The sequence below is a fragment of the Lentibacillus salicampi genome, assembly GCF_004565465.1.
Lineage (GTDB): Bacteria > Bacillota > Bacilli > Bacillales > Amphibacillaceae > Lentibacillus > Lentibacillus salicampi.
Genome location: NZ_SRHY01000003.1, coordinates 237,026 through 249,005, shown reverse-complemented (window position 1 = coordinate 249,005; position 11,980 = coordinate 237,026). Strand labels below are relative to the sequence as shown.

The following is an 11,980-nucleotide window of genomic DNA, read 5'->3' as shown; positions in this document are numbered from 1 at the left end:
AAAATGATGGAAACCCTGGAGTTGGAAAAGTACCAACTTGAGGGGTAATACACTTTGGAATGCCATAACTCTTGATATAACAGGAATTATAGCTTATTGCTTTCTTTATTTCGTAAACTCATGCTAGCGCAGAAAACCTGTTTCTGAAATAATGTCATCCACCGGAATGTCGAATGATTCAGCCGGAAGTTCGTCAACGATTTGCATATTCGCTGCCAATGACAGTTTTTCATTCGGATAATCTGTCAGGAAACGGTCATAATAGCCACCGCCAAATCCGATGCGATAGCCTTTTCTATCAAACAGCAAGCCGGGCACGATAAGCAGATCGATTTTATTTTTAATTACTTGTTCCGTTTCACGGGGTTTGGGCTCCTGTAAACGATAATAGACCACTTCCAATTGGTCATAATGATTGATGCGATAAAAGTCCAGTTTGCGTTCTTCAGGGAGACATTTAGGGACACAAACGATCTTTCCATTCTGCCAGGCTGTCTCGATAAGCGGTTTTGTGTTCCATTCAAAACCATGCGAAATGGTGATACCAATGACTGAAGACTGTTTCCATACGTCAGATGTCATCAGATTGTCTGCCATCGCCTCTTCTATGTTTTTTCTCTCTACAGCTGATAACGTTTGTAATTGTTGAATCATTTGACGCCGCAGTTCTGTTTTATCCAATTCATCAACCCCTGACTGCATTATAACCAATCGTTGAATGAAAGAAAAGCTCCTGCCATTGCCGGCAAGAGCTTTCCCAATTCCGTTTATTATTTCGTCTCACGATGCAATGTATGCTTTTTCAATCGTGGACAATATTTCATAAGTTCCAAACGTTCCGGGTTTGTCCGCTTATTTTTTGTTGTAATATAGTTGCGGTCACCTGATTCAGTACAGGCCAACGTAATATTCACGCGCATTTCTATCCCTCCAAACAATGATTGGCTGTTTTTCAAAGATTGTTATTATCACTTTTCAGACCTTAATTATAATAGCAGATGTTCGGAAAATATTCAAGTTGGTAATCTGTAAAATTTTGATCATTTCTCTTTTTGACAATGTATGTTATAACTGTAGTGATACATGAATGGAGGGGAAAAACATGTTGTATGCGATCGTGACCGTTATCGTACTTGCTGTTGTGCTACTAATTTTATCGTTTTTTATGAATGATAAATTTGATGACCTGGAAAGTGAACTGGAACAACTTTCGATTTCAACTATGCAGGAAAATTATCAAATGAAGAAAAAAATAAAAGTTTTGGAAGAAGAACTGTTGACTGACGATTTTTCCAAAGACACATTACATACTACCGATCATTATACAGAAAGATAGGGGAGCATTATGAAACAAATCATTCGTTCATTTGCATTTGGCCTGCTAGCTGCAGGCATCATCCTGCTTGGTGTATTTTATGTTGCCGGTGATTCCCAAACGGAGGCTGACGATATACCAACAGAGGATTTGATCGAAATTGTTGAGTCAGAAGGTTACCATGTGTTAACAGAGTCGGAATATATTTCTGTTTCCGTAGAGTCGGAGGGAAATACAGGAGAAAATACCGACAGTGACAACGGAGATAATGAAGAACAGCAGCAAACTGCATCAGATGAAACGGAGACAGATGAAGATAGTGGAAACACGAATGAACAGGAAAACAGTTCAGAAGCAGATGAAGATAAAGCCACCACATACAAACTTACGGTGGAATCAGGAGTCGCGCCATCTGAAATCAGTCAAACATTGGAAGAAAATGATATTATCGACGATGCGGATGCGTTCACAACATATTTAGAAGATGAAGGCTACAGTGAATTGGTCCAGCTGGGCGAATTTGAATTATCAAGTGACATGGACCATAACGAAATTGCCGAAACCCTTACAAACTAAGGGACTAAGACAAGAGTATAGCATCAACATAAAAATCCGAACGATGATTGAAATTCCTTTGAGAAATTTAGAATCTGTTCGGATTTTTATTTTATAGTGATAGATGTTTCAATTAGCGACGTATTTTTCCAGGCCGATGGTTAATACCATTCCAACTTTAAACTAAAAAAACGAATGATCATTCGTTTTTTACGGATTAATTTAATTTATACGATTTACCCTTTACGAGGTATAAGATACTCTCACCAATGTTGGTAATATGATCGGCGAATCGTTCAATGTAGCGAGCGCTGAATGCCATTTGCATGACGTACTGGATTTTTTCAGGATTGGTGGCCGTTTCATTTAAAATATCATGAATGATTGTTTCATATAATCGATCGACTTCATTATCCATATCTGATAATTTACCGGCAATGGAAATATCCTCATATTGGAACGCCTTTATTGCTGTTTGATTCATATTCATGGCCATATCCCGCATTTCCTTGATCCGCGGGTGAATGATCAGCCGATGATCCTCACCCAGATGAAGTGTTGATTTTGCAATGTTTTTGGCGTTATCAGCCATACGTTCGATATCCGCTGTGATTTGCAGCGATATGACAAGCCTGCGCAGATCTGTTGCAACAGGCTGCTGTTTGGCCATCAGCAATATCGTCTGGTCATTAATCGTGTGCTCCTGCTCATCGATAAGATTGTCATGACTTATAACGTTATTCGCCAAGTCCAAATCTTGATTAAACAATGCATCAATTGCTTTGTACAAGGCATCCTCTGCCGATTTCGACAGTGCGATGATAGCTTCTTTCATGTGAGTCAAGTCTGTCTCAAATTGCTCTCTTCCCGCCATCAGTATCCTCCTTTATAAGGTCAGCCGAACCGGCCGGTAATATAGTCTTCTGTACGCCTATCATCAGGGTTCGAAAAAAGATTGTCGGTGTTATTGTATTCAATCACTTCACCGTTCAGAAAAAAAGCTGTCTTATCCGAAATTCGAGCAGCTTGCTGCATGTTATGTGTCACAATCGCAATACTGTAATCTTTTTTCAAAGTCTGGACAAGTTCCTCAATCTTACTAGTCGAAATAGGATCCAGAGCAGATGTCGGTTCATCCATCAGAATCACATCGGGTTCAATTGCCAAACATCTGGCAATACAAAGCCTTTGTTGTTGTCCGCCCGATAAACCAAACGCATTCTCATTCAGGCGATCTTTCACCTCATCCCATAATGCTGCACCGCGAAGACTTTTTTCAACAATTTCATTAAGGATGGATTTCTTTTTGATCCCATGTGTTTTGGGACCATATACAACATTTTCATAAATTGATTTCGGGAAGGGATTGGGATTCTGAAAAACCATTCCAACGTCAGTCCTCAAATCTTCCACTTTGTATTTAGGATCAAAAATGTCTTTTTCCTTATATTGAATCTTTCCGCTCATTTTAACGGAGGGCACCAACTCTACCATGCGGTTCAGTGATTTGATAAATGTCGATTTTCCACAGCCTGACGGGCCAATAATCGCCGTTACCCTATTTTCAGGGATATCCATTTGTACCTCATAAAGCGCTTGATCGTTTCCATACCAAAGATTGAAATCCTCAATGGAATAAATCGTTTTGGTCTCCTCTTTATCAGGTTCATTTGTGTTGAGAATGGGTGCTTGTTGAGTCTTTGTTGCAGTTGCCATACTATAAACCTCCCATTAATAACGTTTCGAAAATTTATTTCGTATCAATACAGCAATCGAATTCATCAGCAATAGCGCCACCAGCAGTACAATAATACCCGCTGAAGCGACCAGATGGAATTCTTCCTGAGGTCTGCCGGTCCAATTGAATATCTGAATCGGTAATACTGTGAAACTGGACCAGATATTTTCCGGCAGGTAAGCAACAAATGATAAGGCGCCAATCATCAATAACGGGGCTGTTTCACCGATTGCCCTGGACAGTGCCAGTATACCACCGGTCAATATGCCTGGAATCGCCGCCGGCAGGACAACTCGGCGGATTGTCTGCCATTTTGTCGCACCCATTGCATAAGATGCTTCATATTGATTTTTGGGAATCGATCTTATCGCTTCCTGGGCTGCTACAACAATAATCGGCAGTATCAGTAAGCTCATGGTCAACCCGCCGGCTATGACACTCCGGCCCATTTCCATCAGTCGCACAAAAACTGTCAATCCCAGGAGCCCAAAGACAACGGATGGTACTCCTGCAAGATTTGATATATTCATACGAATAAAGCGTGTGAATTTATTTTCTCTTGCATATTCTTCAAGATAAATAGCCGTTCCTACTCCTAATATTAACGATATCGGAGCAGTGACAGCCATCAACCAAAGTGATCCGGCAATAGCCGCCTTTATACCGGCTTCTTCAGGAAAACGCGACGCAAAACTACTCAGGAAATTCCAGTCTAAATAAGGGATACCTTCTGAGAAAATCTTGTAGAGCAAGACTGCCAGCACAACGATTCCAAATGCTGTTGCCAAAAAGAACAGCTGCCGCATGACCTGACTTTTGATAATCCGACTATTCATTTTACGTTGAACGAACTGTTTATCAATCAGGTTCATTTCAATAATCCTCCTTAAATCTACGGGAGATATATTGCGACAGGAGATTCATCAGCAATGTGAATATAAATAAGGTCATCCCGACGGCATAGATGCTGTAATAAGTGGTCGAACCATAGGATGCGTCACCAAGGGTCACTTGAACGATATACCCGGTCATTGTCTGTATCGATTCCGTTACATCAGCAGTCAACTTAGGCGTTGACCCTGCTGCAACCGAAACAATCATGGTTTCACCGATAGCCCGTGATACACCCAGCACAAATGACGCAATAATGCCTGACAGTGCTGCAGGTACAACAATTTTTAAGGCTACTTCAAGTCTGGTTGACCCTGTCGCCAAAGCACCTTCCCTCATGGAGTTGGGAACAGAACTCATGGCTTCTTCAGAAAGCGAAGCAATCATCGGAATAATCATGACACCTACTATGATCCCTGGACTCAGTGCGTTAAAAATTGGTAAACCCGAAATGAATAGCTGAAAGAGCGGGGTCACAAACGTGAGTGCAAAGAAGCCATATACAATTGTCGGAATGCCTGCCAACACTTCGAGGATTGGCTTGACAATTTTACGCACTTTTTCTGAGGCGAATTCACTCAGATAAATAGCTGATGCAAGTCCAATCGGGATCGCCACAATCATAGCAACCACAGTGATCAGCAGCGTTCCTGAAATCAACGGCAAAATGCCATAGCTTGCATTCTCTCCAAATGGCCACCATGTTGTACCCGTTACAAAATCTATAAACGAGACCCGACTAAAAAATGATAGCGTCTCTATCAGCAGTGTGAGGACAATCCCTATCGTTGTGAGTATCGATACAACGGCACATGCCATAAAAAATATGGGTGCTGCTTTTTCGGTAATTGTGAGCACGGACCGTTTCGATTTTTTTTCGTTCATCATTGCCTTCACGTTAACGGCCATATTAGACATCCCTCTTTTATATAAAGTGAAACTTATCGGGCATTTAGGGACAGTTAGCTGCCGGATTTTGGCGGGTTACTGTCCTTTACATGCGGGGAAGAGTGAAACTTATCAGGCATTCAAGGACATTCATCCGCTGTATTTTGACGGATTACTGCCTTTATATATGCCGTTTAAACTGAACTGAGAAGAAAGATATTGTAACACGCTTTCCTCTCAATTTTTGTATTCCACTTAAACCTAAAGATCATTTGTCTGCCACTTCATCCAGTTTCTTTAGTGCTTCGTCATATGCGCTGTCAGGTTTAGCGACATAACCAACGGCTTCTGCCATTTTCCCTGCGTTCTCCAGCGCGTATTTCGCAAAATTATAAACTGATTCATCTTGCATGGCTTCATGTTTCACATAAACAAACAATGGTCTTGAGAAAGGATTGTAATCACCTGATTGGATTGTTTCCTGACTTGGTTTGACTGCTTCACCACTGTCATTGACAATCGGGACAACTTTCAGATCGTCTTTATTTTCAGCATAGTATGCATATCCAAAATAACTGATAGCATTCGGTGAGCCTGTAACACCTTGTACAAGAACATTGTCATCTTCAGATAAGGAAGCGTCCTGACGAATTTGACCTTCTTCACCTAAAGCAACTTCACTAAAATAGTCGAATGTACCGGAATCTGCCCCTGGGCTATAGAATTCAATTTTTTCTTCAGGCCAGCCTTCTCTAACATCAGCCCATGTTTCCACATTGCTGTCAGCAGACCACATTTTATTCAATTCATCTACTGTCAACTGATCGACCCAGTCATTTTCTTTATTGACGACAACTGATAAGCCGTCAAGGGCTATTTCAAATTCAGTATATTCAATTCCCGCTTCTTCAAGGGCTTGAACTTCTTCATCTTTAATTGGACGGGAAGCGTTGGACAGATGCGTCTCACCAGCGGAAAATTTTTCGAAACCGCCGCCGCTTCCGGAAACACCGATGTTTACACGAGCGTCAGGGTTTGCTTTTTGAAATTCTTCAGCGATTCCTTCCATGATTGGAAAAACGGTAGATGATCCATCAACCAGTACTTCTGTCGTTTCACTTCCCGAGTCCTTGCTTTCTTCACCATTTTTACTATCTTCCTCACTACTGCTTCCCTCTGCATTGCCACACGCTGCCAGTAATACGATGAAGAATGACATGGCAAGTGCTGTGAATAATGATTTTGACCTCATTTGATTTCCCCCTGTTATAATAGTTTGTCAGGAACAGATCGCGTCTCCCCTCCTGCAATTCCTATCATAACGAATGAGTATTAACCTTCTATTAATTGACTGTAAAAATAACGTAAAGTTCTTCTACCCCTATAATCGAATTGAGAAAGCAAAAAGGGGCGTCAATTTTCCAAAAAATGACATGCCCCTTTTCAGCGACTGGATTCGATTGTAGTTATAGAAGGAGTCGAAAAGGCGGTGGAAGGTTTAGTCTGTAAATAAAAAGCCCAAACCCATTGTTAAGAGTTCGGGCTGCTGATTCGTCCAGGATTAATCTTCTTCCCCTTCATCTTCATTTTCTAATTCAAAGTAAGCATCTAAAATCCCTTTTCCGATTTCGTGGTTAATCTCAGAGTTATCACCTTTCCCAACGTGAGGAACAATCAGTGCATAAGCGACTTCCGGATCATCATAAGGCGCATATCCGATATGAGCCAGATTTTCCGTTGAGGCCTTTAATTGACCGTCTTCATAAACATCATATTCAGCTGTCCCGGTCTTTCCGGCAGCGTCATATGGCTTATCGCCAAAATGACTTGAGGCCGTGCCTTCCGGGGCCTGAAATACCCTGTGGAAACCTTCCTGCACACGATCAATTTCACTGTCACTCATTTGAATCCGGTTCATAACTTCTGTATTATGCGATTTATAGACCGGACCCAACCCTTCTTCGTGCGGAACCGGATTGCGGATTTCTTTCATGAAATGCGGACGCACACGGTAGCCGTCATTGGCAATCGTTGATACGTATTGTGCCAGTTGCAGCGTTGTGTACGTGTCATACTGGCCAATTGCCAGGTCAAGAAGATTACCAGCATCCGGATTCGATCCCTTATATCCCGTTGATTCATATGGAAAATCCACACCAGTTGAAACACCCAATCCAAACTGGCCGAAATAATTGCGAATTTCGTCGAATGCAGCATAATCAATATTAATTGATTTATTGGGCTCATAGTTATACTCGCCTGCCATTCGCATGGCGATATAAAACATATACACGTTGGACGATTGTTCCAATGCTTCAAGATCATTTACCCACTGAAGATTTTTCCAAGAGCTTTTTTCCGGCGTATCTTTGATTTTAATAGGTGTATCATAAAACTGCTGTCCGAATTCGATCACGCCTGACTGATAGCCTGCCAGCATCGTGGCACCTTTAACGGATGATCCAGGCGCATTGGCATTATAAATTGTTGAGGTACCCGTCTTGGTAAATTCGCCTTTTTCATGATCATACCGCTGTCCGCTGGCAGCCAGAATTTCACCTGTAGTTGGATCCATCACAACAGCCATGGCATTTTCCAAATTCCTGTTCTCATGTGGCTGGTTTTGAATGGCTGATTGCATTTCGTCATGGATAACTTCATCGACTTTTTTCTGCAATTCCATATCAACCGTCAGGACAAGGTCTTTCCCGCGCTGACCTTCGACGACGATATCCGAATCCACAATGGCACCGTTTTTATCGGTCGTGTATTGAATCTTTTCCTTGCGTCCCCTTAGAACACCTTCGTATTGCTCTTCCAGCCCGCTGTTGCCGACCCGGTCATTCCGGCTATACCCTCTGGTCAAATAATAGTCTTCCTGGTCCGCCGGGATGCCCTGTGACTCGGATGTAATAGAACCCGCAAAGTCACGGAATGTTTCATCGTAAGGATATTCGCGGTTCCAATCGGTTGTTGCATTAACACCAGGCAATTCACCTAAATGTGCCGATACACGAGCAAATTCTTCGGGTGTCACATCCTCATTTTTAATCACTTGCGGCGTCAGTGTCATGGCTTTATCCATTTCTTTCTTAATGGCCATAACTTCAAGTTCCTGTTTCGAGTAGTCATCAATCTTGTCCTCATCTATGCGGTCAAGAATTTCATTATATTGCTCGCCATTATCCATATCTTCCTTCTCTTGATCGGACAGCAAATTTTCAGCTTCGTCGGTATTATTCAGATACCAATATTCCTGTCTGTTCCGTTCCGTAATGCCATCCAAATGTTCCTCCGAATCCATATCGACATATTCCGCCAGCCTCTCAGCAACGTCCAGCCTCTCTCCCGCTTGTATCCCCTTTTCCGGTGTATATGTGATCGAATACCCGGCATCGTTTCCGACAATCAGCTCGCCGTTGCGGTCAAACATTTTTCCGCGGGGGACGGGCGTTTCTGAGTAATCGTTCGTGGTCCGGTCAATTTCGGCCTGGAATGCTTCTCCATTCAAAATCTGAACCACACCCAATTGCAGGACTAATGCCGAAAACAATAAAAAAACAATCAAAAAGAGTATATTTAACCGAAAAGGAAGCTGTGATTTTTTCTGTCTCTTTTTTTTCGAAACCATTCTCCTCACCCTAAGCATAAACAATTGTACTTTACATTATATCATTCACAGGGCTAAATTCTAAGAGGATTTATCGATTTTTTTCATCCGTTACCGGCTCTTTTGTGATGACATCCTTTTTACCTGTACTCCCTAGATAAATATCCTTTACAAAGAAATAAATAAACAGATGCCCGAGACCAAAAACGGCGAGCAGATATGGGATAATTTTTTCTGCTGGGAATAATGTGATCGCTACTACAAAAATAATGATGGACAGAACCCTGCCGATATTAACAAACAATTCCCTGACCACAATATATTCAACACGGAGTTCCTTCGCCTTCCATGCCTTTCCTATGACATCAAATGTCAACGAAGCATATGGAACATTAATGACTGGATAGGCGATCCCGATAAGGACGGCGTAAATGATTAGCAGAGTATAACTGATATTAAACAGAATAATGTAAACGGAAAAATACAGGATTAACGCACCAATAAGGATTGCTTTTTTTCTTAACGATGGTTTAACCCATTTTGTCACGATAACATACAAAACAAATGATAAGCCTGACAAAACCAGGTTAAACATCCCCAAGGCAAATTCACTTTGAGTTGTTATGAATACCCAGATCGTGATCACAAATAAAAAAATGCCTTCCCGGAATCCTTGTGAAACATGCGCGTTTAAGACGCGCCTCCAATTTTTGTTGTGGCCGCGTTCCATTAATACACGTTTGAAATGAAACAGCCCTTCAGCCTGTCTGCGCTTCAGGAAAAAGCTGCAGACAACAGCGCCAATGAACAAGATGAACGATATCGTAAAAATAACACTATAGCCGACATTTTCCTGCATGCTTGCGATAATCGTACCCGCCAGCAATGGTCCAACCATCCCTGCAAATGATTGCAGCACCCCGAGAAATCCATTAAAAAAATCCCTTGATTCCGGTTCCGTTATCTCGAATGTGAGCACATTGAATGCCAGCCAGTAAAAACCAAAGCCGATCCCCAGCACGCTGCCCAGCAAGAAGTTATACGTGGCGGCCTGTTCGGCAATCAGCAATACACTTAAAAAAAATAGAGATAAAAATATTACCCCTAAACGAAGTACGATAACCCGATCAACTTTTTTAGCTATTTTGCCCGCCAGTATAAACGTAATCGGCTGAAACAAGTAAATCCCCAGATTATAAAAGGCAATGGTTGTATAATCGCCAGCCTGCTTCCATAAGTAGATGTTCACAAACGTATTGGAAAGGAATATACTGAGGGAATATAATCCGCCAATAACCAGCAGTAAAATGAGATCTCGGCTTATATCAATTTTTCCTGCTATGTATTCTAAGCTTTTATGCATATCCATTACTCCTTTTTGTTCATTCATAGTGTGAACAATTTAAGGTCAGATATGCAGTTAAAAGTACTGCCCGGCAACCTGCATCGAAACGGAAAAAACTGATTAAGTCACGTGTGGAAAGTTCCGAAATAACAAAGAAAAAAAGACACAGGAGCTGAATCCCGTGCCTTTCTTAGATCAGTTTATTTTGCATCGTTGTAATTCTTTTCTACTTCGTCCCAATTGACGACATTCCAGAATGCAGCAACATAGTCAGGACGTTTGTTTTGATACTTCAGATAGTAAGCATGCTCCCAAACATCAAGACCTAAAATAGGTGTTTTACCGTCCATTAATGGGGTATCCTGGTTTGGTGTATCGGTAATTTCCACATCACCATTGTTGACGACCAACCATGCCCAGCCAGATCCAAAGCGTCCTTTGGCAGCATTTTCAAATTCTTCTTTAAATTTATCAAAGCTACCGAATTTGTTGTTGATTTTATCAGCTAATTCACCTGATGGTTCGCCGCCACCATTCGGTGACATCACTTTCCAGAACAGACTATGGTTGGCATGTCCACCGCCGTTATTGCGGACAGCTGTACGAATGTCTTCAGGTAGGGCATCAAGATTGCCTACTAAGTCCTCAAGTGACTTGTCCTGAAGATCCGCCTTACCTTCAAGCGCAGCGTTCAATTTTGTTACATAAGTATTGTGATGCTTTGTATGGTGAATATTCATGGTTTCTTTGTCAATAGTTGGTTCTAAAGCATCGTAAGCATATGGTAGTTCTGGTAGTTCAAATTTTGCCATTTTTATATCCTCCCTTAAATAGTTTGAAAAGGATTGAATTTTCACCCTTCACGACAAGGGTATCAGAGCGACCCTGTACATGCAAATTAAATGCACTTTACAACGTGCGCATTAAAAAATCCTAATCCACTTTGTATATTCCCAGGTATAAACGTGACTAAACAAACATAAGCATAGGGCATCTGTTTAGCGACGTACAAACTGGATTATCCACAGCTTTTTCAAACTATAATTTCCTGGACAATAAAAAAACAAGCGTTTTTACTTGTTTTAAAAAATGGCTCGGGACGGAATCGAACCGCCGACACACGGATTTTCAGTCCGTTGCTCTACCGACTGAGCTACCGAGCCGTATGGAGGTTTAATACTTTATTCAACCATCGCTCTTTATGCTTGTTTCGAAGCTTATTCATGGATGTTTTGTGCTCGTCGTGTTGCATGTCATTTCGGTGAAGCAGCACTCCTCGCAAGCCTGCACTTGGATGCTATTTCGGTGATGCTATGGCTTGCTCTACCGACTGAGCTACCGAGCCGTATGGAGTTTAATACTTTTTTCAAACATCGCTCTTTATGCTTGTTTCGAAGCTTATTCATGGATGTTTTGTGCTCGTCGTGTTGCATGTCATTTCGATTAAATATGTATGGAGGAGGTAGAGGGATTCGAACCCCCGCGCGGTTTGACCCGCCTGTCGGTTTTCAAGACCGATCCCTTCAGCCGGACTTGGGTATACCTCCGAATGTTTAATGGTGGACCCTGCAGGATTCGAACCTGCGACCGATCGGTTATGAGCCGATAGCTCTGACCAGCTGAGCTAAGGGTCCGTAT

General features: G+C 41.9%; 12 protein-coding genes and 3 tRNA genes. 2 read left to right on the top strand and 13 right to left on the bottom strand.

Going from position 1 to position 11,980, the window contains the following annotated elements; all coding sequences use genetic code 11:
- Window positions 1-123: 123 nt before the first annotated feature.
- Window positions 124-681: a 5-formyltetrahydrofolate cyclo-ligase gene (locus E4U82_RS04710; protein WP_209300535.1), complete on the bottom strand. Its 558-nt coding sequence runs from the start codon at window positions 679-681 to the stop codon at window positions 124-126.
- Between the two features lie 89 nt (window positions 682-770).
- The gene (rpmG, locus tag E4U82_RS04705) at window positions 771-920 is read right to left on the bottom strand and encodes a 50S ribosomal protein L33 (RefSeq protein ID WP_135108914.1); all 150 of its coding nucleotides are present in this window, start codon (window positions 918-920) and stop codon (window positions 771-773) included.
- 182 nt (window positions 921-1,102) lie between these two features.
- Between rpmG and E4U82_RS04700 the strand changes: the two genes are divergently transcribed.
- Both E4U82_RS04700 and E4U82_RS04695 read left to right on the top strand, forming a co-directional pair.
- Window positions 1,103-1,336 (top strand): hypothetical protein, encoded by a 234-nt coding sequence (locus E4U82_RS04700; protein WP_135108913.1) that lies wholly within the window; start codon window positions 1,103-1,105, stop codon window positions 1,334-1,336.
- Between the two features lie 9 nt (window positions 1,337-1,345).
- On the top strand, window positions 1,346-1,891 hold the full coding sequence (locus tag E4U82_RS04695) for an endolytic transglycosylase MltG (protein WP_135108912.1): 546 nt from the start codon (window positions 1,346-1,348) through the stop codon (window positions 1,889-1,891).
- Window positions 1,892-2,087: 196 nt separating this feature from the next.
- On the opposite strand, the gene phoU is transcribed toward E4U82_RS04695, so the two are convergent.
- The 11 genes from phoU to E4U82_RS04640 form a co-directional block, all read right to left on the bottom strand.
- Window positions 2,088-2,744 (bottom strand): phosphate signaling complex protein PhoU, encoded by a 657-nt coding sequence (gene phoU / locus E4U82_RS04690; RefSeq protein ID WP_135108911.1) that lies wholly within the window; start codon window positions 2,742-2,744, stop codon window positions 2,088-2,090.
- A 20-nt stretch (window positions 2,745-2,764) separates the two neighbouring features.
- Window positions 2,765-3,586: a phosphate ABC transporter ATP-binding protein PstB gene (gene pstB / locus E4U82_RS04685; protein ID WP_135108910.1), complete on the bottom strand. Its 822-nt coding sequence runs from the start codon at window positions 3,584-3,586 to the stop codon at window positions 2,765-2,767.
- 15 nt (window positions 3,587-3,601) lie between these two features.
- Entirely contained in the window at window positions 3,602-4,480 is an 879-nt protein-coding gene (gene pstA / locus E4U82_RS04680; RefSeq protein WP_135108909.1) for a phosphate ABC transporter permease PstA, read from the bottom strand.
- Between the two features lies 1 nt (window position 4,481).
- Window positions 4,482-5,408, bottom strand: a complete 927-nt coding sequence (gene pstC / locus E4U82_RS04675; protein ID WP_209300534.1) for a phosphate ABC transporter permease subunit PstC — start codon at window positions 5,406-5,408, stop codon at window positions 4,482-4,484.
- A 247-nt stretch (window positions 5,409-5,655) separates the two neighbouring features.
- Window positions 5,656-6,639, bottom strand: coding sequence for a PstS family phosphate ABC transporter substrate-binding protein (locus E4U82_RS04670; RefSeq protein ID WP_135108907.1), 984 nt, complete (start codon window positions 6,637-6,639; stop codon window positions 5,656-5,658).
- Window positions 6,640-6,948: 309 nt separating this feature from the next.
- The gene (locus E4U82_RS04665) at window positions 6,949-9,018 is read right to left on the bottom strand and encodes a peptidoglycan D,D-transpeptidase FtsI family protein (RefSeq protein WP_135108906.1); all 2,070 of its coding nucleotides are present in this window, start codon (window positions 9,016-9,018) and stop codon (window positions 6,949-6,951) included.
- A 70-nt stretch (window positions 9,019-9,088) separates the two neighbouring features.
- Window positions 9,089-10,360 carry an MFS transporter gene (locus E4U82_RS04660; RefSeq protein ID WP_135108905.1) on the bottom strand — a complete coding sequence of 424 codons (1,272 nt, stop codon included), beginning with the start codon at window positions 10,358-10,360 and terminating at the stop codon, window positions 9,089-9,091.
- A 182-nt stretch (window positions 10,361-10,542) separates the two neighbouring features.
- Window positions 10,543-11,154 (bottom strand): superoxide dismutase, encoded by a 612-nt coding sequence (locus E4U82_RS04655; protein WP_135108904.1) that lies wholly within the window; start codon window positions 11,152-11,154, stop codon window positions 10,543-10,545.
- A gap of 278 nt (window positions 11,155-11,432) precedes the next feature.
- A tRNA-Phe gene (locus E4U82_RS04650) sits at window positions 11,433-11,505 on the bottom strand.
- A gap of 291 nt (window positions 11,506-11,796) precedes the next feature.
- A tRNA-Ser gene (locus tag E4U82_RS04645) sits at window positions 11,797-11,889 on the bottom strand.
- A gap of 10 nt (window positions 11,890-11,899) precedes the next feature.
- Window positions 11,900-11,976, bottom strand: a tRNA-Ile gene (locus tag E4U82_RS04640).
- Window positions 11,977-11,980 lie beyond the last annotated feature (4 nt).

Coding starts and splice junctions, on each gene's coding strand:
- rpmG (WP_135108914.1), bottom strand. CDS start 920: ATGCGCGTGAATATTACGTTGGCCTGTACTGAATCAGGTGACCGCAAC.
- E4U82_RS04700 (WP_135108913.1), top strand. CDS start 1,103: ATGTTGTATGCGATCGTGACCGTTATCGTACTTGCTGTTGTGCTACTA.
- E4U82_RS04695 (WP_135108912.1), top strand. CDS start 1,346: ATGAAACAAATCATTCGTTCATTTGCATTTGGCCTGCTAGCTGCAGGC.
- phoU (WP_135108911.1), bottom strand. CDS start 2,744: ATGGCGGGAAGAGAGCAATTTGAGACAGACTTGACTCACATGAAAGAA.
- pstB (WP_135108910.1), bottom strand. CDS start 3,586: ATGGCAACTGCAACAAAGACTCAACAAGCACCCATTCTCAACACAAAT.
- pstA (WP_135108909.1), bottom strand. CDS start 4,480: ATGAACCTGATTGATAAACAGTTCGTTCAACGTAAAATGAATAGTCGG.
- pstC (WP_209300534.1), bottom strand. CDS start 5,408: ATGGCCGTTAACGTGAAGGCAATGATGAACGAAAAAAAATCGAAACGG.
- E4U82_RS04670 (WP_135108907.1), bottom strand. CDS start 6,639: ATGAGGTCAAAATCATTATTCACAGCACTTGCCATGTCATTCTTCATC.
- E4U82_RS04665 (WP_135108906.1), bottom strand. CDS start 9,018: ATGGTTTCGAAAAAAAAGAGACAGAAAAAATCACAGCTTCCTTTTCGG.
- E4U82_RS04660 (WP_135108905.1), bottom strand. CDS start 10,360: ATGCATAAAAGCTTAGAATACATAGCAGGAAAAATTGATATAAGCCGA.
- E4U82_RS04655 (WP_135108904.1), bottom strand. CDS start 11,154: ATGGCAAAATTTGAACTACCAGAACTACCATATGCTTACGATGCTTTA.